Origin of the sequence: Streptomyces sp. NPDC056347, assembly GCF_042262625.1 — a bacterium.
In the GTDB taxonomy this organism is placed as follows: Bacteria; Actinomycetota; Actinomycetes; order Streptomycetales; family Streptomycetaceae; genus Streptomyces.
Window position 1 is genome coordinate 67751 of the sequence record NZ_JBHJQP010000007.1, and the last position, 19191, is coordinate 86941.

Genomic DNA, 19191 nt, shown 5'->3' on the forward strand with positions numbered 1-19191 from the left:
CGGCCCGTGTGTGCGGGGGCCCCGTCGGAACGACCGGCGGGCGGCGGAGGGCCTGTGCAGGGGGATCGCGTACGGGTCGTCGTGCTCAGTCCACCGCCAGATACCCCGCTCCGCGCAGCGCCCCCGTGACCTCCGCGCAGTGCTCGGGCCCCTTCGTCTCCAGGTGGAGCTCCACCTCGACCTCGGTGAGCCCTAGCCGGGGGTCGGTCCGTACGTGGCCGATGTCGAGGACGTTCGCGTCGGCCGCGGAGAGCACGGACAGCAGCGTGGCCAGCGCGCCGGGGCGGTCGGCCAGCCGCAGCCGCAGACTCAGGTAGCGGCTGGCCGCCACCATGCCGTGGGTCAGGACGCGCTGCATGAGCAGCGGGTCGACGTTGCCGCCGGAGAGCACCGCGACCACCGGCCCGGCGAACGCCCCGGGGTCGCTCAGCAGGGCCGCGACCGGGCTCGCCCCGGCGGGCTCCACCACCAGCTTCGCCCGCTCCAGGCAGAGCAGCAGCGCGCTGGACAGCTCGTCCTCGGAGACCGTGCGCACCTCGTCGACCAGGTCCCTGACCAGCTCGAACGGTACGTCGCCGGGGCGGCCCACCTTGATGCCGTCGGCCATGGTGTGCGGCGCGTCGATGGCCACCGGGTGGCCCGCGGCCAGCGAGGGCGGGTAGCAGGCCGAGCCCGCCGCCTGCACTCCGACGATCCGTACGTCGGGCCGCAGCGCCTTGACGGCCACGGCGATGCCCGCCGCCAGACCGCCGCCGCCGATACCCACGACGATGGTCCGCACCTCGGGGCACTGTTCGAGGATCTCCAGGCCCACCGTGCCCTGTCCGGCGATGATGTCCGGGTGGTCGAAGGGGTGGATGAGGACCGCGCCGGTCCGCCGGGAGTACTCCTGCGCGGCGGCCAGCGTCTCGTCGACGACCTGCCCGTGCAGCTCGACCCGTGCCCCGTACTGGCGGGTGGCGGCCACCTTCGGCAGCGGCGCGCCGAGCGGCATGAAGACCGTGGACTCCACGCCGAGCAGCGAGGAGGCGAGGGCGACGCCCTGCGCGTGGTTCCCCGCGCTCGCGGCGACGACCCCGGCCGCCCGCTCCACCGGGGACAGTCCCGCGATCCGTACGTAGGCGCCGCGCAGCTTGAACGAGCCGGTCCGCTGGAGGTTCTCGCACTTGAGGTGGACGGGTGCGCCGACCAGCTCGCCGAGATGGCGGCTGCCTTCCATGGCGGTCGTCCTGGCCACCCCGGACAGCATCTTCTGCGCCCCCAGGACGTCGTCGAGGATCACCGGGGGAACGGGGCCGGTCGTGCGGAGGTTCATACCGCAAGTCTCGCAGCCCGGGCGCCCCTTCCGGACGGCCGGCCCGGGCGCCCCCGCCGGGTCCGGCGCCCTCCTGAACCGTTGTCCGCAGGTTTGTGCAGCACTGGTACGCGTTGCCCGGTGGCCGCGTACTCTGTCCCCCACCCACCCGACACCGCACGGAGAGAGCTCCCGGCCATGACCACTCAGGACGCCCCCGAACCCTCGGGTTCCGATCGCGTACTCGACGCCCTGCAGCACCAGGTCGCGGTATTCGCCCGCCGTGCCGAACAGACCCGCCTGGGCGGTGTCGGCCAGGTGCGCAACTCCATGGACCGGGCCGCGTATCTGCTGCTCAACCGGCTGGACCGGGAAGGCCCGATGGGCGTCAAGGCGCTCGCCGCGGGCATGGGGATCGATTCCTCGACCGTGACCCGGCAGGTCGCGCCGCTCGTCGACACCGGTCTCGTCAAGCGCACCTCGCATCCGGAGGACGGCCGGGCCGTCGTGCTCCAGCTGTCGCCGCGCGGCCAGGCCCGGCTCGACGAGGTCCGCGGCTCCCGGCGCGAGCTGATGACGCAGGTGACGGGCGACTGGACGGACGAGGAGCGGGACACGTTCTGCACGCTGCTCACCCGGTTCAACGCCTCACTGGCCGCCCGGCAGGCCTCCCACCAGGCGCACCAGGCGCAGCCGGCCGGCTGACGACGGCGGAACGCGTCGGCGCCGGACCCGTCCGGTGTCCGGCCCGCCGACTCGTCGGCTCGTCGGCCCGTCGGCGGAGGGGACGCGACCGCTTCCGGACGTTGCACGCCTCTTGACCCCGGGCCCCGCAGCGGGCTCGGATGTGGACTGTGCAGGAGCGTCAGACGGGCCGGGAGCGGCGCCGCGCCCAGGAGTTCGAGACCTTCGTCGGGGGCGCGGCCGGCCGCCTGCTGCACACCGCCACGCTGCTGACCGCCGAGCCGATGCGGCCCCCGGGCGCCAACCCGCGGGCCCAGCGGCTGCTGACGGCTGCCCTGGCGCGTACGTACGCGCGGTGGGAGCGGCTGCGCGGCGAGGATCCGTACGACCGGACCCGACGCGAGCTGGCCTCCCGGTTCTCCCGCGAGGTGTGGCGCCATCACCGGCCGCGCGGCGGGCTGCTGCAGGTGCTGACGCCGCTGGAACGCCTGGTGCTGGTGCTGCGGCTGTACGAGGGGGTCGCGGAGGAGCAGACCGCGGCGCTGCTCGGGATGCCGGTGGAGCGGGTCCGGGCGGTCTGCAACCGCTCGGTGGCCACGATGCGCGGCACCCGGCGGCCCACGGCGCGGCGGGGTCTGCCCGGCCGTCCGGGGGTGGTGCGGTGAGCCGGACCGGTGACCGGGAGGAACAGGTCCGGCGGATGCTGGACGGCCCGCATCCGCAGGTGCCCGTGGAGCTGGGGCGGCGGGCGGTGGAGCGCGGCCGCCGGTCGCTGCGGCGGCGGCTGGCCGTCCGCCGACTGATGGTGCTGGTGGCGTGCGTGGCCGTGCTGGCGTTCACGGTCTGGGCGTCGCGCACGCACCCCTGGGAGGTGCCGCCGTCCGAGACGACCCCGCTGGACGGCTGGTGAGCCTGCCGGACGGGCTGCCCCTGTTCAAAGGACAGCCTGTCCGGAAGCGGACGTTCCCGGGCCCCGGACCGTGTCCGGCAGGCCGGGGCCGGACCTGTCCTAGCCGAGCGCCTGCGTCAGGTCGGCGAGCAGGTCGTCGGCGTTCTCGATGCCGACGGACACCCGTACGAGGTCGGCCGGGACCTCCAGCGGGGAGCCCGCCGCCGAGGCGTGCGTCATCCGGCCCGGGTGCTCCACCAGCGACTCGACACCGCCCAGCGACTCGCCGAGGGTGAACAGCTTGGCCCGGTTGCAGACCTCGACGGCCGCCTCCTCGCCGCCCTGGACCCGGAACGACACCATGCCGCCGAACGCCTTCATCTGCTTGGCGGCGATCTCGTGGCCCGGGTGCTCGGGCAGGCCCGGGTAGAGGACCTGGGTCACCTTGGGGTGCCGGGTCAGCAGGTCGGCGACCTTGGTGGCGTTCTCGCTGTGCCGGTCCATGCGGACGGCGAGGGTCTTGATGCCGCGCAGCACCAGCCAGGCGTCGAAGGGCCCGGCGACCGCGCCCATCGCGTTCTGGTGGTACGCCAACTCCTCGGCCAGGTCGGCGTCATCGGTGATCAGCGCGCCGCCGACGACGTCCGAGTGGCCGCCCATGTACTTGGTGGTGGAGTGCACCACCACGTCGGCACCCAGCGCCAGGGGCTGCTGGAGGTAGGGGCTGGCGAAGGTGTTGTCGACGACGAGGCGCGCCCCGGCGGCGCGGGCCACTCCGGCGACCGCGGCGATGTCGGTGATGCCGAGCAGCGGGTTGGACGGGGTCTCCACCCAGATCGCCTTGGTGCGCGGGGTGACGGCCGCCCGGACGGCCGCCACGTCCGAGGTGTCGGCGACGGAGAACTCCACCCCCCACCGCGAGACGACCTTGGCGAACAGGCGGAACGTGCCGCCGTAGGCGTCGTTGGGGATGACCACGTGGTCGCCGGGGGACAGCAGCGTACGGAGCAGGCAGTCCTCGGCGGCGAGGCCGGAGGCGAAGGCGAGGCCGCGACGGCCGCCCTCCAGGGCCGCGAGGTTCTCCTCCAGGGCGGTACGGGTCGGGTTGGCGCTGCGGCTGTACTCGTAGCCGCCGCGCAGCCCGCCCACGCCGTCCTGCTTGTACGTGGACACCTGGTAGATCGGGGGAACAACGGCCCCGGTCAGGGGGTCGGCGGTGTTGCCCGCGTGGATCGCGAGGGTTTCGAAGCTGTGCTGATCGCTCATGGGGTCCGAGCGTAGTTCGTCGTGAGGGCGCTCACAGGGCTACCCGGCCGTCCGGTGACAATGGGTGCATGGAGATTCTCTGGTTCCTGATCGCCCTGTGCATGCTCGCCGCGGTCGTCGGCCCCTTCGTCATGCGCCGCCGGGGCGGAATCCGTCAGGTCGTGCCCGGATCGCCGGACGCCGCCGATCCGGAGTCGTACGGCTTCGTCCGTCAGGAGGAGCTGGACGTCCGTCTGCCGGGGCCGGACCAGGATCTTCTGGACGTGCTCGATGTCGTGCAGCGCACCCAGGACTGGCGGGCGGCCTCTCAGCTGCTGGCCGGTACGCCCAAGGAGGGCGAGGTGCGGTGGCAGCGGGTGCAGGCCTTCGCCGGCGCGGCCTCGCTGGAGCTGGCGCGGCAGCCCGGTGTCGGCGGGTCCTGGCTGCGTACGTGGCGGGCCGAGGCGCCGAAGGACGCGGGCGGCGCGGCGGTGCACGCCGAGTTCCTGGTGCAGCAGGCGTGGCGTTCGTCGACGGCGGGGACGGACGACTTCCGGATCATCCTGGAGGAGGCCCGTACGGTCTGCGGTGAGGCGGCCCTGCTGGCTCCCGGCGACCCGATCCCGTACATCGTGGAGCTGGCGGTGGGGCGCGGGCTGGGTTACTCCCCCGAGGAGTTCGACCGGCTCTGGGCGAAGGTGATCGACCGGGCCCCGGCGCACATGGGCGCGCACATCGCGGCGCTGCACTACTGGTGCGAGAAGTGGCACGGCTCGCGCGAGGCCGCCGACCGGTTCGCCACCGCGGCCGCCGCCCGTGCCCCGCAGGGCTCGCTGCTGGCGGCGCTGCCCCTGTTCGCGGTGTACGAGCACCTGCCCGAGGTCAATCTGGTGCAGGGCTTCTACCGGGGCGCGGTGGTGACCAAGGCGGTCGAGGGCGCGCTGTTCGCGGTGCACGCGGCGCGGCAGGGCGATCCGATGCTCGCGCACGTGCGTCATCTGCTGGTCCTGTTCCTGGTCCGGATGGAGCGCTGGGCGGAGGCGATGAACCAGCTCGTCCGCATCGACGGCCATGTGGGCGCGCTGCCGTGGACGCAGGACCCGGACCCGGCCGCCGAGTACGCGGTCTACCGGGCGCTGGCGGTGGCCGGTTACGAGGCGAACGGCGGCAACGCGGCGACGCTCCCCCGGTAGGCGGTGCCCGGCCGGGTCGCCCGGCCGGAATCCTCCGCGCCCCCGCCACGTTGTAGAGACCGCAGACCGACCCTCATGAGGAGCCCCCGCATGTTCCCGCACCGCCGCACCCCGCAGCTCCCCACCCGCGAGGAGGCCCTGAAGGGCCGCCCCGTCCCCGAATTCGCCGTCCCGTCCCGCCACACGGTGCTCGGCAACCCGCTGCTGGGCCCGTACCCCGAGGGCCTGGAGGTCGCGGACTTCGCGCTGGGCTGCTTCTGGGGCGCCGAGCGCAAGTTCTGGCAGACGGACGGCGTGTGGACGACCCTCGCCGGTTACCAGGGCGGCTACACCGAGAACCCCTCGTACGAGGAGGTCTGCTCGGGCCTGACCGGTCACACGGAGGCGGTCCGCGTGGTCTTCGACCCGAAGGCCGTGTCGTACGCGCAGCTGCTGAAGCTGTTCTGGGAGTCGCACGACCCGACCCAGGGCTTCCGCCAGGGCAATGACGTGGGCACCCAGTACCGCTCGGCGATCCACACCCACTCCCCCGAGCAGCACGCCGCCGCGCTCGCCTCCCGCGACGCGTACCAGAAGGTCCTCACGGCCGCCGGTCACGCCACGATCACCACGGAGATTCTCCCGGCCGAGGGCCGCCCCCTGTGGCCCGCGGAGCCGTTCCACCAGCAGTACCTCGACAAGAACCCGGCGGGCTACTGCGGCATCGGCGGCACGGGCCTGTCCTGCCCGATCGGGGTGGCCCCGGCGGAGGGGTAGGGGACGGGCCCGCGCGGTTCTCACGAGGGCGGCTCTCCTTCCAGAGCCGCCCTCGCCCTCGCGAGGTTGTCGCGGCAGATCACCGTGTCGGGATGGGTGCGGCCGAGTTCCTGTTCGTGCCGGGCCAGCACGGCTTCGAGCAGCGGGACGGCCCGCGCCACGTCGCCCGCGCGCTCGTAGGCGTAGGCCAGGTTGCCGCGGCTGATCAACGTGTCGGGGTGGGTGTCCCCGAGCACTCGCTCGCGCTGTGCCAGCGTGGCTTCGTGCAGGGGGACGGAACGCTCGGCGTCACCCGCGCGCTCGTAGGCGAAGGCCGTAGCGCGTCCGGTACCAGGCCACCTGCTGGGCCGTCATCGACGAGGCGATGGTGTGTACGTCACCGAGGCGGGCATCCCCGCGTCGGCGTTCGCCCGGCTCATGGGACCGGAACACCAGGACGGACACCTGGGAGGCCGGTTGCCAGTGCAGGCTGTAGGCCGGAGCGTTGGAATCCGGGACGTTCTCCAGGTGCACTCCGCGCCTGGCCATCAGGCGTTCCATTGAGTCGAAGCGCAGGTGGCGGGCGAAGCGGCCGTACCGCTCGCGGATCTCCCGGTTGACCGTGCCACCGCCCAGCGAGAGCCGATGCACCTGAAGGGTGAAGTGGTGCCCGGCCCAGGGCTCTTCGCGCGATGAACGGCACCAGAAGAATTCGGCCATCCCGTAGTCGCGCCACATGGTGTGGTGGCCGAGGGAGGTCTCGGCGAAGTCGTCGCCCAGGATCGCGGTGACCTGATCGGGGCTGTCCATCGGCCCGGCTCCGAGGACGGTTCCGGAGGTGATCACGTCCATGTAGAACGCGAGGGAATACGGAGTCAACTGATCGGTTCCTCAACGCGGTCGGTGAGAGTCGGTCAATGGTGGCCGCACACGGGAAGACCGACAACCCTGCGGGCGGCACCGTGTTCAGCCCTGTCTTCATCCTCGAAGGCCCTCGATCCTCGGACCTCAGGAGCTACTGTCGAGCGGCAGCCGCGAACCAAGCGTACGCAACGCCCACCGCCCCCACCTGCCCGGCGACCACGCCCGGTCGCGCGTGAGGATCAGGAAGAGCTCCGGGCCTCGTCACCCACCGCACTTGGCCGTCCTCGGCGCCCGGACAGCGGACATGACGCAGATGACCGGCCACCCCCAGGGCCCGCAGCGCACTGCCCACCGCCATCCGCCCGAACAACGGCTGGCTCCTGGCCAGCGACTTGATGTCCATCGCGGCCCCCTCCGGCAACGCGTCGACGTACCCGGCGATATGGCGCTCCCGCACCGGCAGCAACGCGAAGTCGCCCGCACGCGGCGGACCTTGCTCCGCGACGGAGCGCTTTCCGTAACCGGGCTTCGCCCTCGGATGCGGACGCGAGGATGCGGGGGCCAGCAGGTCAGGGCCAAGGTCGGGAACAACCACGGGATCGTCTTTCCAGAGGGTGCGATCTTGGGGCCAGACCCCGGGCAGTGCTCTAACACTGTGCCGGGGTCGTTTCGTTCGCACCGCAAGCGGCCACAACTCTGCGCCGCAACTCGATCACCACTGGTCATACTTGCTGGCCACGACAGGTCAGGGAGGCGGGGAGGTATCCCCAACCACCCCTCATAGCCCCCCGGTTGACACAAGCCGCTCGAACCTCGGAACCCGGGGACCGGGCCCCGAAGCTCAAGCCCCGGCCTCACGTCCACCCCGTGCGCACGAAAGGGTGAACGCCCCCTCCGGGACGCGCGGCCCGAGCCCCGGGATTCGGGATTCGGGATTCGGGCGGCAGCCGGCGAACGGGGCCCCTCGGGGAGGGCCACGCCCGACGGCCCCCACTCACCGCACCCGCACTGTTCGCGATACGACCGGTCGGGTACAGCGACAGGTTCGGCCCGCGCCCCGCAGAGGCGGCGAGGAGGTGCCACATCTCGGCATTCGCGCTGGTCAGGGCCAGTGCGGGGCGGTCACCTCAGGAGTCGGCGTGACAGACACGCCAATATGACGACCTACAGTACCTATTGATATACGGACCGTAACTTCTGTCGCAGGTGGAGACACCCACCGTGGATTCCCACGGTTTCCGCCGCCCCGGCCGGTGTTCGCCGCCGGGGTCGGCCCGTTCCTCTGCGCGCCCGGCGCTGCCGGGCGGCCAGTCCCTTGGAGAGACGAGAGAATGACGACCCGTTTCCCGCGCCCCGGAAGAATCGCTCGCGCCGCCGCCTCGGCGATCGCCGCTGTGGCCATCGCGCTGCTGCCCGGTTCCGCGAGCGCCAACGCCGCCGCCACCTATCTGCCGCCCGGCGTGGTCAAGCTCCAGGACAGCGAGCCGTGCCCGCCCGCCACGCTCTGCCTGTACCGCGACTACAACAACCGGGGCCCGGCCTACGGCATCGGCGCCGGCTACCCCGTCGACCTGCACACCCTGCCCATGAGCGGCGGTGTCCACGGGCCCAGCGCGGCCAATGAGGTCTCGTCGTGGGTGAACAACACCGACCACCTCGCCCTCCTCGTCGACGCGGACACCGACACCGTCCGCCCGCTCTTCCCGCACCAGTCCCTTCAGGAGCCGCCGCAGACGAACGACACGGTCGACTTCGTCGCCTGGGCGTAGCCGTCAGAGCATTCCGGGCCGTGGCCGCCACCCCTCAGCGGGTGGTGGCCACGGCCATGACATGTGCCGTGACATCTGCCGTGACATCTGCCGCCGCATATGCGGTGACCTGCGCGTCCTCCATCGGCGAGGATGAGGCCATGACAAGCGGAGAGCGTGGCGTTCCCACCGCACTGGCAGGGCGGCCCTGGTACACGGCCAACGAGATCCTGGCGTTCCTCGTCGAGTTGGCGGCGCTGGGTGCGCTGGCCTGGTGGGGTGCGGTCGCCGGGGACGGGGTGGTGGCCCGGGTACTGCTGGGGGCCGGGGCTCCGGCGGCCGCCGCCGTCGTCTGGGGGCTGTTCGCCGCGCCCAGGGCCCGGTTCCGGCCACCGTTGGCAGGAGTACTGCTGGTCAAGGCGGTGGTGCTCGGGGGCGGGGCGTACGCGGTGCACGCCGTGGGGCATTCGGCGGCGGCGGTGTGCTTCGCCGTGGTGGTGGTCGTGAACACGGGGGTGGCGGAGACCTTCCGGCGGCGGACCGGGTATCTCGCCTGACCCGCGCGCCGCCCCGTACCCGCGACCGGGACGCCCCGGGCCCGGTCGCGTGCGGCTGCGGCCGGGCCCGGGGGCGTTCAGAAGGTGCCGGGTCGGGTCAGATCAGGCCCTGGGCCAGCATCGCGTCCGCGACCAGTTCGAAGCCGGCGATGTTCGCGCCGACCACGTAGTTGCCGGGGCTGCCGTAGCGCTCCGCCGTGGTGTAGCAGGAGTCGTGGATGTGACGCATGATCTCCGCGAGGCGCTCCTCCGTGTGGGCGAAGCTCCACGAGTCGCGGGAGGCGTTCTGCTGCATCTCCAGGGCGCTGGTGGCCACCCCGCCCGCGTTGGCCGCCTTGCCCGGGGCGAAGGCCACGCCCGCCTCCTGGAGGACGCGCACGGCCTCCGGGGTGGTCGGCATGTTGGCACCCTCGGCGACCGCCTTCACCCCGTTGCCCACCAGGGCCACGGCGTCGGCCTCGTGCAGCTCGTTCTGGGTGGCGCAGGGCAGTGCCACGTCGACGGGAACGTTCCAGACGCCCGTTCCGGCGACGTACTTCACCTGGCTGCCCCGACGCTCCGCGTACTCGGAGATCCGGCCGCGGCCCGTCTCCTTGATCTCCTTGAGGAGGGCCAGGTCGATGCCCTTCTCGTCGACGACGTAGCCGTTGGAGTCGGAGCAGGTCACCACGGTCGCGCCGAGCTGCTGGGCCTTCTCGATCGCGTAGATCGCGACGTTGCCCGAACCCGAGACGGCGATCCGCTGGCCGTCGAGGGACTCGCCCCGGCTGCGGAGCATTTCGGCGGTGAACAGGACGCAGCCGTAGCCGGTCGCCTCGGTACGCGCCTGGGCGCCGCCCCAGCCGAGGCCCTTGCCGGTGAGGACGCCGGACTCGTACCGGTTGGTGATCCGCTTGTACTGGCCGAAGAGGTAGCCGATCTCCCGGCCGCCGACGCCGATGTCACCGGCGGGCACATCGGTGTACTCGCCGAGGTGGCGGTGGAGCTCGGTCATGAACGACTGGCAGAAACGCATGATCTCGGCATCGGAACGGCCCTTGGGATCGAAGTCCGCGCCGCCCTTGCCGCCGCCGATGGGCATGCCGGTGAGCGCGTTCTTGAAGATCTGCTCGAAGCCGAGGAACTTCACGATGCCGAGGTTGACCGAGGGGTGGAAGCGCAGCCCGCCCTTGTACGGGCCGAGCGAGCTGCTGAACTCGACCCGGAAGCCGCGGTTGACGTGGATGTCGCCGGAGTCGTCCGACCACGGCACCCGGAAGATCAGCTGGCGCTCCGGCTCGCAGACGCGCTCGATGATCCGGGCGTCCACGAACTCCGGACGCTGCGCGAGGACCGGGCCGAGGGTCTCCAGGACCTCACGGACGGCCTGGTGGAACTCTCTCTCGCCCTGGTTGCGGCGGAGAACCTCTCCGTACAGCTTCTCGATGAGGCGGTTCTCGCCGGCGTACGGGGTTACGGAATCAGGGGTGGCCTGCATCAGGTCAAGACCTTCCGTCGATGGGCATGGCGCGCGAAGACACCCCCGTCCCGGGAGGTGTCAGCGGTCCCCCTCCCCATTGAGGGCGTCGCTCGACATCGCACGCTCTGCGGCTCACGGAAGCGACGTACTGAACCGTTGTGGCGGACCGATTCTCCCAGCTACCCCCGGCATCCGTGCAAGGGCATCTCCCCTGGTGGACCGGTTCCTAACCGTGGGCCTCCCCGTCGCGCCCGCCGCGCAGCATCCACAGGCCCGCTCCGGAGGCGAGGACGATCACGCCGGAGACGACGCTCAGCGCGATGTGCAGGCCGCTGTCCTCCATCAGGTTGAGCGAGACGTTCCCGGCGATCGCGCCGAGAAGGACGAGCCAGAGCAGGACCTTCATGGGATTCCTCCGTGTCGTGGTGTGGTCCTCATCCTGCTCCGTTCGGACGATGCCCAGGAATGGAGCAGCCACCCGAGGCCGTGGTGTAGCAGGCTGTACCCCTGCCGCGGCCTAGGTTCTGCGAGTGGCGATCACCGAGGGCACCGGCACCCGCACCCCCGTGACCGGGGCGGCCGGAACCGGCGGACGGTGGTGGGCCGCGGACCGGTGGCGGGTGCCGGGGATCGCGGTGCTCGTCGCCCTGCCGCTCCACCTGCTGTGGGCACTGGCGCTGGCGACCGGGGGCGGCGATCTGGCGGCGCAGCTGGCCTGGGCCGGTTTCGCCGCGCGGCATCCGGGGTCCGCGTACAACCTCTCCTGGTACGGAGGGGCGCACCCGGCCAACTACAGCCTGCTGACCCCGCACCTGATGGCCGCGTTCGGGGTGCGGACGGTGGCTGTGGCGGCGGGGGTCGGCGGGGCGTGGGCGCTGGGGCGGCTCTGCGTGCGGGGCGGGGTGCGGTGGCCGGTCTCGGTGGCGGTGGGCGGCTCGCTGACGCTCTGCTGCAACACGGCGTCCGGGCGGACCACGTTCGCGGTGGGCGTCGCGTTCGGGCTGGTCGCGCTGTTGTACGTACGGCGTCGTGCGGGCCTCGCGGCGGGGTGGGCGGGGGTGGCGACGGCGGCGAGCCCGGTGGCGGGGCTGTTCCTGGTGGTGGCGGGTGCGGCGTACGGGCTGGGTGGGCGGTGGCGCCGGGCGGCGGCGCTGGTGGTGGTGCCGTTCGTGCTGGTGGCCTTCACCACGGTGGTGTTCCCGTTCACCGGTGAGCAGCCGATGGCGGCGGGCAGGCTGTGGGTGCCGCTGGTGGCCTGTGCGGCGCTGTGGTGGGCGGGGCCGCGCGGGGGCCGGTTCGGGGTGGTCCGGCGCGCGGGGGCGGTGTACGCGGCCGGGGTGGTCCTGGCCTTTCTGATCGCCTCGCCGATCGGCACGAACGTGGAACGGCTGGTGGGGGTGGCGGGTCCGCCCGTGCTGCTCGCGGCGCTGGGGTCGGCGGTGCCTTCGCGAGGGGCGCGGACGCGGGCACGGGCGGTGGTGCTCGCCGGGGTGCTGGTGTTCACCTCCGGGTGGCTGGTCGACAGGACCGGCGACGATCTGCGCGTCTCCACGGCGGTGCCCGCCTGGGCGGAGCACGCCGACGGCGTGGTCGCCGCGCTGCGCCGGCTGGGCGCCGGGCGGACCCGGGTGGAGGTCGTGCCGGCCCGCGACCACCGCGAGGCCGCGCTGCTGGCCCCGTACGTGAACATGGCACGCGGCTGGAACCGGCAGCTGGACGTGGAGCGCGGGCGGCTCTTCTACGAGGGGGAGCCGGCCCCGGCCGCGTACCGGGCCTGGCTGGAGCGGTGGGCGGTGGGCCTGGTGGTGCTGCACAACGGCAGGCCGGACGGCCCGGCCGAGGCGGAGGCGGCGCTCGTCCGGCGCGGCGCCGGACGGCTGGAGCCGGTGTGGCGGGACGCGGAGTGGCTGGTCTACCGGGTGCGCGGGGCGGTGCCGCTGGTCTCCGCGCCGGGCACGGCCGTACGCGGGGACGACGCGTCACTGGTGGTGCGGATGCCCGCCGCCGGGTCGGTGACGGTGCGGATCGCCTATTCGCCGTGGCTGCGGGCGGGCGGTGGCGGGTGCCTGCGGGCGGAGGGCGGGTGGACGCGGCTGACGGTGTGGCGGGGCGGGGAGTACCGGCTGGACGCGCCGTACCGGCTCCGGCCGTTCGGGGGCTGCTGAAACACCGGGGACGGGGCGCGTTCCGGGGACTGTCCGGCCGATCGCGCCGGGGTCCGGCCCGTGACGAGGACCTGCCGTGGGCACAGGGGCCGCGCATTGCCATGCACCACAAGTGTCTTGCGGCGCATGGCAATGGCTGACTATCTTGTACCGCATGACAAAGGAGCCGTCCGCCATCGGCGACCAGCGCCGCAGCCAGTTGCTGCGTGGAGTGCTCGACCTGTGCCTGCTGTCGCTGATCGCCGAACGGCCGCGCTACGGCTTCGAGTTCGTTGCGGCACTCGCCGACAACGGGCTCGATCTCGTGAGCGAGGGCAGCATCTATCCACTGCTCTCCCGACTGGAGCGGGACGGGGCCATCTCGTCGTACCGCGCTCCGTCGGCCAGCGGTGGCGCCCCGCGCAAGTACTACCGCCTGACCGACGCGGGACGCGCCGAGCTGACGAACGGCCGGGCCGTGTGGCGCGCCTTCAGCGGGCAGGTGGGACAGATCCTGACCGGCACCGAACTCACGGGGGAAAGCGAATCATGACGAACCAGCACGCCATGACGGAGCAGCGGATACTCGCGGTCTGCCGCAGCAACTGGGAGTACCGGGGCATCGACGACGGATCCGTCCGGGAGATGCTCGACGAGCTCTCCGCCCATCTGGAGGACGCGACGGCCGCGGGCCGCACCCCCCGGGACGTCGTGGGCGACGACGTCAGGAAGTTCGCCGCGTCCTGGGCGCGGGCCCGCGCCCCGTTCACCCACCGGCTGCTGCGCGCGGCGGCCAGGGCCTGCGCCGCGATCGGCGGGCTGATCCTGGTCATGTGCCTGTTCCGGTGGTCCACCGAACGGACCGTGGGCGGCGACGACGCCGCCTTCTGGGCCGTCGTCGTGGCGGTCACGGTCGTCTGGGAGCTGCGGCGCGGCAGCCTGGGGACCGTCAGGCATGCGGCGGTCGCCCTCGTCACCGCCGTGGCCGTGGCACTCCTCACCCGGTGGCTGGGCGGCGGCGAGGCACTCGTCACCGTGCCGCTGTGGGCGGCCCCGGTGCTGTTCCTTCCCGAACTGTCGTACGCCGCCGCCGATGCGCGGAGGAGGAAGAAGGGCACCGCCTCCGACACCGCCCGGTAGGGCCCTGCCGGCAGACTCCGCCGCCTCTGCCGTGAACTCCCTTCATGACAGGGGCAGTTGTCGCGGACGACTGCGGCGACCCCTGGCTCCAGGTGCGCCGTTCGGGCGGCTAGTCGGTGACGCCGAGGTCGTTGCGCATCAGCCGGCGCAGGACGGAGAGCCGGGTGTCGGCCGCCTTCAGGTCGGTGAGGGCCTGCTCGACGCTCTCGCCCTCCCGGGCCACGCCCCGGTCCAGGCGCTTGACCGCGGCGTCCGCACCGGCGAGGACCTGGTTCACCTCCCGGGATGCCTGCAGTATCCGCTCCGGGACGATCATCTGGGCCTCGGCGTAGCGGTCGCGGTGGTCCAGGCGGGCCTCTTCGAGCTGGGTGCGCTCCTGCTCGGTGTAGACGCCGTCGCGGATGCGGTGCAGGGCGTCCTTCAGGAGCGTGTGGAACTGCCGGGACGCCCGGTTCATCGCCGTGTACTGGGCGCGCCGCTCGTCGAACCGCCGCTGTTCGCCGGAGAGCCGGGCCTCCTCCGCACGCTGACGCGCCGTCAGTCGCTGGGACAGCGCCGGGGCGAGGAGCGTGCCGAGCACTCCGACTACTGCGGTGATCATGGCGGTGACGGCGGCGGTCATGGATGCGAGGGTAAGGGGTTTCCGGCGGATCTTCGGCCATGATTCGACCATGACGAATTCACGGGGTGAGGGGCGTTACGGGAATCCTCCCGGGCCGCCCGGGGCCGGGCGGTACACCGCGTCGCGCGTGCCGCCGCGCGTGGGCGAGATGCGGCGCTATCTCGCCGTCGGCCTCGACTGCTACCTCTGCCTGGTCACCGCCGCCCTGCTGGCCCGGCCGCACATGGACGCGGCAACGGCCGTCGAGGCGGCCGGCCTGCTGCTCGGGCCGGCGCTCGCGTTCTCCTTCCTCAACCATGTGGTGCTCACCGCGCTCGCCGGGGCGGGCGCGGGCAAGCTGCTCATGGGGATACGGGTGGTCAGGATGGCCGACGCCGGGCGCCCTGGTCCGTGGACGCTGGCGCGGCGCTGGCTGTACGGGCTGTGCTGGGTGCTGCTGCAACCCTGGTACGGGGTCCGCTCGTTGTTCGCCGCTTCCGCGCCGGGGAACGGAGCCCGGACGGGAGCCACGACCGGGGCCGGGACCGGGGCCGGGGCCGGGGCCGGGACCGGAACCGCCGGTCGCAACGTACTCGGGCGCGCCGACCCGCTGGGCGTGCGGCAGGTCCGCCGCAAGGACCTCGCCGCCCACCGCGCCACGACCGCCGCGTACCGCTGAGCCCCGACCCGCACCCCGCGCCCCGCCCCACGGCGCCCGCCCCGCACCCCCTGCGCCCGATCCCCGGCACCCCGTCCCCGTACCGGCCGACCTCCCCGTCAGGCCGCCGCGTTCTCCGTGATGGTGACCCGGCCCTTGCGGATGGTCGCCAGGCGCGGTGCGCGCTTGGCGAGGGCGCTGTCGTGGGTGACCATGACGAAGGTCAGGCCGTGCTCCTTCCACATCGTTTCCAGCACCTCCATGATCTCGTCGCGCATCGACTCGTCGAGGTTGCCGGTCGGTTCGTCGGCGAGCAGCACCTTGGGCTGCTTGACCAGGGCGCGGGCGATCGCCACGCGCTGCTGCTGTCCCCCGGACATCTCGCCGGGCAGGTGTCCCAGCCGTTCGCCCAGGCCGACCGAGTCCAGCGCCTCGGCGGCCCGGCGGCGGCGCTCGGCGGCCCGGACGCCGAGCGGTACGAGCGCGGTCTCGACGTTCTCCTGGGCGGTGAGCGTCGGGATCAGGTTGAAGCTCTGGAAGACGAAGCCGATGGTCTGCGCCCGCACCCGGGTCAGCTTGGCCTCGCCGAGCCGGGCGAGGTCGACGCCGTCGAGTTCAATGCTGCCGCTCGTGGGGCGGTCGAGCCCGCCGAGCATCTGGAGCAGGGTGGACTTGCCGCCGCCGGTGGGGCCCTGGATGACCAGCCGGCCACCGTCCTCGATGGTCAGGTCGACACCGGCGAGCGCGTCGACGGTGGACTTGCCGCGCGTATAGCGCTTGGTGACGTCCCTGAGTGTGTACATGGGTTCAACTCCTGCTGGAATGAATGCGGTTGGTGATCGGCGACGGTCCGGTCACTCGACGCGGCGCAGTGCGTCGGCCGGGCGGAGCCGGGAGGCCCGCCAGCCGCCGAAGGCCCCGGCGATCAGCCCGCCCGCCACGGCCAGCGCGACGGCGGTGAGGATGACGGAGAGCGAGACGGGTGCGGTCAGCGCGATGTCGAGGGTCCGGGACGCGCCGCCGGGCCCGCCCATCCCCCGGCCGCCGCCGAATCCGCCCCCCGCACCGCCGGACGCGCCGAGCTGCGCGGTGAGCGTGGGACTGACCGCCGTCACGATCCAGGCCCCCGCGAGGCCCGCGGCGATACCGATGACGCCGCCCAGCAGCCCGTTGACCAGGGCCTCGCCCACCACCTGACGGGTGACCCGGCCGCTCTTCCAGCCGAGCGCCTTCAGCGTGCCGAACTCCCGCACCCGGCGGCTGACCGCCGAGGAGGTCAGCAGACCGGCCACCAGGAAGGCGGCGGCCAGGACCGCGATCGAGAGCCACTTGCCGACGCCCGTCGCCAGGTCGGACGCGGTGGACAGGGAGCCCGAGACGGTGTCCGCGAGGTCCGCCGAGGTGGTGACGGTCGTGCCCGGGACGTTCTTCCGGATGCCGGACTTGACCGCGTCGATCCGCTGCGAGTCCGTGGCCTTCACATAGATCGTGCTGATCTTGCCCTTCGCGTCGGCGAGGGTCTGCGCCTGCTTCAGCGGTACGTAGAGGTCGGCCGCGGCGTCACCGCTGTCGGCGGTCGCGACGCCGACGATCGTGAACTTCGTGCCGTGGACGGTGACGGTCCCGCCGACCGCGAGCTTCTTCTCCTTGGCGTACGAGGCGTCGACGACGGCCACCTTCGCGTCGGTCTCGGACGCCCTGAACGTACGGCCCTCGGTGATCTTCGAGGAGGTGAGCGGGCCCAGGCCCTGCGCGGTGACGTCGGTGCCGTACACCGAGAAGGAGTTGACGTCGAAGGAGGCCCCGCCGCCCCGGACCTCGCCCTGCGGCATCCCGCCGCCGCCCCCGGGGCCGCCCGGGACGCCCTGGGCCGTGCCCTCCTGCTGCTTGAACTCGCCGCGCCGGAACCGGCCGTCGACCTTCATCACCTCGAGGCCGAGCCCGCCCACGGCGTCGGCGACCCCGCTCTGCCCGCCGACCTCGGCGACGGTGGACGCGGCCAGTGTCTGGAAGCCCCGGACCATGACCCGGTCACTGCTCTGCGTCTCGTCGTCGCCCTTGGCGTCAAACTCGAACCTGGGCCGGTCGGTGCCGCCCGACCCGGGAGCGGCGGCCGCCTTGGTGACCGTCATGTCGGTGCCGAGGCCGTACAGCGACTCCAGGACCTTGTCCTGGGCCCGGCCCATGCCGGTGGAGACGGAGCTGACGACGATGACCAGCGCGATGCCGAGCGCCAGCCCCGAGGCGACGACCAGCGCCGCCTTTCTGCGCCGGCGCAGCTCGCGCCGGAGATAGGTGAAGAACATGGCGCGAGGCTAGGGAGAGCCCGTGATGGTGGGATAAGGCCGCGATGAGAGCCGGGTGAGAAGCCGCGCACACGCCGGAGGCGGCGGTGCCGCGGATCCGGGAAGGGATCCGGGGCGCCGCCGCCTCCGTACGGGATTCGGGCCGCGCCGCAAGGGGCGCGGGACCGGCAGGGTGCGCGGACCGGGCGGGGTGCGCGCGGGGCCGGGAGGGGATCAGGCCTCGGAGCCCGCCGTCCACTGCGCCCAGCTCATGTTCCAGCCGTTGAGGCCGTTGTCGGGGGTGATGGTCTTGTCCGGGGAGTTCTTGACGATGACCACGTCGCCGATGAGGGAGTTGTTGTAGAACCAGGCGGCGGGCTGGTTGGCGTCGCCCGCGCCCTTCACGTCGGCGAGGCCGACACAGCCGTGGCTGGTGTTGGCGCTGCCGAAGATCGAGCGCGAACCCCAGTAGTTGCCGTGGATGAAGGTGCCCGAGGTGGACAGCCGCATGGCGTGCGGCACGTCCTTGATGTCGTACTCGCCGCCGAAGCCGACGGTGTCACCGTTCATCCGGGTCTCCTTGAACTTCTCGGAGATCACCATCTGCCCGTTGTACGTGGGGTTGTCCGGGGAACCGGAGGAGATCGGGATGGTCTTGATCGTCTTGCCGTCCTGGGTGACGGTCATCATCTTCGTCTTGGCGTCGACGGTCGAGACCTGGTTGCGGCCGACCTTGAAGGTGACCGTCTTCTGCTGGACACCGAAGACGCCGTCCGCACCCTCGACACCGTCCAGCGCCAGCTTCAGCGTGACGGTGGAGCCGCCCTGCCAGTAGTTCTCGGGGCGCAGGTCCAGGCGCTGGGCGTTGAACCAGTGACCGACGACCTGCTGGCCGCTGCTGGAGGTCACGGTGATCCCGGACTGGACGGCCTTCTTGTTCGTGATCGCCTTGTTGAAGTTGATCGAGACCGGCATTCCGACGCCGACCGTGGAGCCGTCCTCGGGGGTGAAGTTCCCGATGAAGCTGTTGGCGGGCGAGACGGTGGTGAAGGAGGTGTTCTCGTGCGCCTCGCGGCCCTTGGAGTCCTTCGCCGCGGCGTTGATCTTGTACGTGGTCGAGCGCTCCAGCTGGACGTCCGGCTTCCAGCTCTTGCCGTCGGCGGCGAGCGTGCCCTTGACCTCGCCACCCGCGGAGCTGGTCATGGAGACCTGGGTGAGCGTGCCCTTGGCGACCGTGACCTTGGCGTCGTTGTTGATGCTCGCGTTCGTCGCGCCGTTCTTGGGCGCGATCGTTATCTGGGCCTCGGACGCGTCCTGGGCCGCGGCCTTGTCGACCTCGGCGGCCTGTGACTGATTCGAGCCGTCGGCGCTGCCCCCGTCATCGTTGCAGGCAGTGAGTACCAGAACGCCGCCGAGCACTGCGGACGCGACCATCAGGCCTCTGCGCCGCTTGCTGTCCGTCATCACACGCTTCTCCATCGTTGCCGAATCCCCAAAAACCCCGAGCGGAGCCGCCGCACCGGCGAAACCCGTCAATGGTCCTAGAACCCGTGGGCAGCGTCCTCCGTTCCACATCCACGAAAGATGTGGGGAACAACACTCATCGACGCATCCGCGACCGCGGCGGTTCCCGATGCCGGTCACCCGCGGGCGACCGGCGTACGGAACGGCCCCGGCCCCGGCCCGCGTACGAAG

Annotated in this window: 21 protein-coding genes and 1 pseudogene; 11 read left to right on the forward strand and 11 right to left on the reverse strand. The window is 72.3% G+C overall.

Features of this window, described 5'->3' with window-relative positions:
* Positions 1-85 precede the first annotated feature (85 nt).
* Entirely contained in the window at positions 86-1315 is a 1230-nt protein-coding gene (ilvA, locus tag ACFCV8_RS03460) for a threonine ammonia-lyase (protein WP_376683572.1), read from the reverse strand.
* Between the two features lie 177 nt (positions 1316-1492).
* On the opposite strand from ilvA, the gene ACFCV8_RS03465 reads away from it, so the two are divergent.
* The 3 genes from ACFCV8_RS03465 (at position 1493) to ACFCV8_RS03475 (ending at position 2888) form a co-directional block, all read left to right on the forward strand.
* Positions 1493-1999, forward strand: a complete 507-nt coding sequence (locus ACFCV8_RS03465) for a MarR family winged helix-turn-helix transcriptional regulator (RefSeq protein ID WP_376683573.1) — start codon at positions 1493-1495, stop codon at positions 1997-1999.
* A 149-nt stretch (positions 2000-2148) separates the two neighbouring features.
* Complete coding sequence (locus ACFCV8_RS03470) at positions 2149-2643, forward strand: sigma factor-like helix-turn-helix DNA-binding protein (RefSeq protein WP_376683574.1); 495 nt, start codon at positions 2149-2151, stop codon at positions 2641-2643.
* Complete coding sequence (locus ACFCV8_RS03475) at positions 2640-2888, forward strand: hypothetical protein (protein ID WP_376683575.1); 249 nt, start codon at positions 2640-2642, stop codon at positions 2886-2888. The genes ACFCV8_RS03470 and ACFCV8_RS03475 overlap by 4 nt, the downstream gene beginning before the upstream one ends.
* Positions 2889-2987: 99 nt before the next feature.
* On the opposite strand, the gene ACFCV8_RS03480 is transcribed toward ACFCV8_RS03475, so the two are convergent.
* Entirely contained in the window at positions 2988-4133 is a 1146-nt protein-coding gene (locus ACFCV8_RS03480) for a cystathionine gamma-synthase (RefSeq protein ID WP_376683576.1), read from the reverse strand.
* Between the two features lie 68 nt (positions 4134-4201).
* On the opposite strand from ACFCV8_RS03480, the gene ACFCV8_RS03485 reads away from it, so the two are divergent.
* Positions 4202-5305, forward strand: a complete 1104-nt coding sequence (locus ACFCV8_RS03485) for a hypothetical protein (RefSeq protein ID WP_376683577.1) — start codon at positions 4202-4204, stop codon at positions 5303-5305.
* A 90-nt stretch (positions 5306-5395) separates the two neighbouring features.
* Positions 5396-6061, forward strand: coding sequence for a peptide-methionine (S)-S-oxide reductase MsrA (gene msrA / locus ACFCV8_RS03490; RefSeq protein WP_376683578.1), 666 nt, complete (start codon positions 5396-5398; stop codon positions 6059-6061).
* Between the two features lie 20 nt (positions 6062-6081).
* Here the strand turns inward: msrA and ACFCV8_RS03495 are convergent, their stop codons facing one another.
* The 3 genes and pseudogenes from ACFCV8_RS03495 to ACFCV8_RS03505 form a co-directional block, all read right to left on the reverse strand.
* On the reverse strand, positions 6082-6330 hold the full coding sequence (locus tag ACFCV8_RS03495) for a tetratricopeptide repeat protein (RefSeq protein WP_376683595.1): 249 nt from the start codon (positions 6328-6330) through the stop codon (positions 6082-6084).
* Positions 6331-6349: 19 nt separating this feature from the next.
* Positions 6350-6919, reverse strand: a complete 570-nt coding sequence (locus ACFCV8_RS03500; protein ID WP_376683579.1) for a hypothetical protein — start codon at positions 6917-6919, stop codon at positions 6350-6352.
* Between the two features lie 241 nt (positions 6920-7160).
* Positions 7161-7499 (reverse strand): annotated as a pseudogene (locus tag ACFCV8_RS03505) (MarR family transcriptional regulator); the annotation flags it as partial.
* Between the two features lie 736 nt (positions 7500-8235).
* Here ACFCV8_RS03505 and ACFCV8_RS03510 point away from each other — a divergent pair.
* Together ACFCV8_RS03510 and ACFCV8_RS03515 are read left to right on the forward strand one after the other, a co-directional pair.
* A complete protein-coding gene (locus ACFCV8_RS03510) occupies positions 8236-8673 on the forward strand; it encodes a peptidase inhibitor family I36 protein (protein WP_376683580.1) in 438 nt (145 codons plus the stop codon).
* A 140-nt stretch (positions 8674-8813) separates the two neighbouring features.
* The gene (locus ACFCV8_RS03515; protein ID WP_376683581.1) at positions 8814-9209 is read left to right on the forward strand and encodes a YrdB family protein; all 396 of its coding nucleotides are present in this window, start codon (positions 8814-8816) and stop codon (positions 9207-9209) included.
* Positions 9210-9306: 97 nt separating this feature from the next.
* Here ACFCV8_RS03515 and gdhA read toward each other — a convergent pair whose 3' ends face one another.
* Both gdhA and ACFCV8_RS03525 read right to left on the reverse strand, forming a co-directional pair.
* Positions 9307-10686 (reverse strand): NADP-specific glutamate dehydrogenase, encoded by a 1380-nt coding sequence (gene gdhA / locus ACFCV8_RS03520; protein ID WP_376683582.1) that lies wholly within the window; start codon positions 10684-10686, stop codon positions 9307-9309.
* A gap of 208 nt (positions 10687-10894) precedes the next feature.
* On the reverse strand, positions 10895-11074 hold the full coding sequence (locus ACFCV8_RS03525) for a hypothetical protein (protein WP_376683583.1): 180 nt from the start codon (positions 11072-11074) through the stop codon (positions 10895-10897).
* A gap of 124 nt (positions 11075-11198) precedes the next feature.
* Between ACFCV8_RS03525 and ACFCV8_RS03530 the strand changes: the two genes are divergently transcribed.
* The 3 genes from ACFCV8_RS03530 (at position 11199) to ACFCV8_RS03540 (ending at position 13952) form a co-directional block, all read left to right on the forward strand.
* The gene (locus tag ACFCV8_RS03530; RefSeq protein WP_376683584.1) at positions 11199-12833 is read left to right on the forward strand and encodes a hypothetical protein; all 1635 of its coding nucleotides are present in this window, start codon (positions 11199-11201) and stop codon (positions 12831-12833) included.
* Between the two features lie 154 nt (positions 12834-12987).
* Complete coding sequence (locus ACFCV8_RS03535) at positions 12988-13365, forward strand: PadR family transcriptional regulator (protein WP_376683585.1); 378 nt, start codon at positions 12988-12990, stop codon at positions 13363-13365.
* Positions 13362-13952, forward strand: a complete 591-nt coding sequence (locus tag ACFCV8_RS03540; RefSeq protein WP_376683586.1) for a hypothetical protein — start codon at positions 13362-13364, stop codon at positions 13950-13952. Before ACFCV8_RS03535 ends, ACFCV8_RS03540 begins: the two co-directional genes overlap by 4 nt.
* Before the next feature lie 109 nt (positions 13953-14061).
* Here ACFCV8_RS03540 and ACFCV8_RS03545 read toward each other — a convergent pair whose 3' ends face one another.
* The gene (locus ACFCV8_RS03545) at positions 14062-14574 is read right to left on the reverse strand and encodes a hypothetical protein (RefSeq protein ID WP_376683587.1); all 513 of its coding nucleotides are present in this window, start codon (positions 14572-14574) and stop codon (positions 14062-14064) included.
* Positions 14575-14623: 49 nt separating this feature from the next.
* Between ACFCV8_RS03545 and ACFCV8_RS03550 the strand changes: the two genes are divergently transcribed.
* Complete coding sequence (locus tag ACFCV8_RS03550) at positions 14624-15232, forward strand: RDD family protein (RefSeq protein WP_376683588.1); 609 nt, start codon at positions 14624-14626, stop codon at positions 15230-15232.
* A 98-nt stretch (positions 15233-15330) separates the two neighbouring features.
* Here ACFCV8_RS03550 and ACFCV8_RS03555 read toward each other — a convergent pair whose 3' ends face one another.
* The 3 genes from ACFCV8_RS03555 to ACFCV8_RS03565 form a co-directional block, all read right to left on the reverse strand.
* On the reverse strand, positions 15331-16014 hold the full coding sequence (locus ACFCV8_RS03555) for an ABC transporter ATP-binding protein (protein WP_376683589.1): 684 nt from the start codon (positions 16012-16014) through the stop codon (positions 15331-15333).
* 51 nt (positions 16015-16065) lie between these two features.
* On the reverse strand, positions 16066-17517 hold the full coding sequence (locus ACFCV8_RS03560) for an ABC transporter permease (RefSeq protein WP_376683590.1): 1452 nt from the start codon (positions 17515-17517) through the stop codon (positions 16066-16068).
* Between the two features lie 213 nt (positions 17518-17730).
* Positions 17731-18975, reverse strand: a complete 1245-nt coding sequence (locus ACFCV8_RS03565; RefSeq protein WP_376683591.1) for an Ig-like domain-containing protein — start codon at positions 18973-18975, stop codon at positions 17731-17733.
* Positions 18976-19191: the final 216 nt, after the last annotated feature.

Coding starts and splice junctions, on each gene's coding strand:
- ilvA (WP_376683572.1), bottom strand. CDS start 1,315: ATGAACCTCCGCACGACCGGCCCCGTTCCCCCGGTGATCCTCGACGAC.
- gdhA (WP_376683582.1), bottom strand. CDS start 10,686: ATGCAGGCCACCCCTGATTCCGTAACCCCGTACGCCGGCGAGAACCGC.
- ACFCV8_RS03510 (WP_376683580.1), top strand. CDS start 8,236: ATGACGACCCGTTTCCCGCGCCCCGGAAGAATCGCTCGCGCCGCCGCC.
- ACFCV8_RS03480 (WP_376683576.1), bottom strand. CDS start 4,133: ATGAGCGATCAGCACAGCTTCGAAACCCTCGCGATCCACGCGGGCAAC.
- ACFCV8_RS03550 (WP_376683588.1), top strand. CDS start 14,624: ATGACGAATTCACGGGGTGAGGGGCGTTACGGGAATCCTCCCGGGCCG.
- ACFCV8_RS03560 (WP_376683590.1), bottom strand. CDS start 17,517: ATGTTCTTCACCTATCTCCGGCGCGAGCTGCGCCGGCGCAGAAAGGCG.
- ACFCV8_RS03515 (WP_376683581.1), top strand. CDS start 8,814: ATGACAAGCGGAGAGCGTGGCGTTCCCACCGCACTGGCAGGGCGGCCC.
- ACFCV8_RS03535 (WP_376683585.1), top strand. CDS start 12,988: ATGACAAAGGAGCCGTCCGCCATCGGCGACCAGCGCCGCAGCCAGTTG.
- ACFCV8_RS03465 (WP_376683573.1), top strand. CDS start 1,493: ATGACCACTCAGGACGCCCCCGAACCCTCGGGTTCCGATCGCGTACTC.
- ACFCV8_RS03565 (WP_376683591.1), bottom strand. CDS start 18,975: ATGGAGAAGCGTGTGATGACGGACAGCAAGCGGCGCAGAGGCCTGATG.
- msrA (WP_376683578.1), top strand. CDS start 5,396: ATGTTCCCGCACCGCCGCACCCCGCAGCTCCCCACCCGCGAGGAGGCC.
- ACFCV8_RS03545 (WP_376683587.1), bottom strand. CDS start 14,574: ATGACCGCCGCCGTCACCGCCATGATCACCGCAGTAGTCGGAGTGCTC.
- ACFCV8_RS03485 (WP_376683577.1), top strand. CDS start 4,202: ATGGAGATTCTCTGGTTCCTGATCGCCCTGTGCATGCTCGCCGCGGTC.
- ACFCV8_RS03555 (WP_376683589.1), bottom strand. CDS start 16,014: ATGTACACACTCAGGGACGTCACCAAGCGCTATACGCGCGGCAAGTCC.
- ACFCV8_RS03540 (WP_376683586.1), top strand. CDS start 13,362: ATGACGAACCAGCACGCCATGACGGAGCAGCGGATACTCGCGGTCTGC.
- ACFCV8_RS03525 (WP_376683583.1), bottom strand. CDS start 11,074: ATGAAGGTCCTGCTCTGGCTCGTCCTTCTCGGCGCGATCGCCGGGAAC.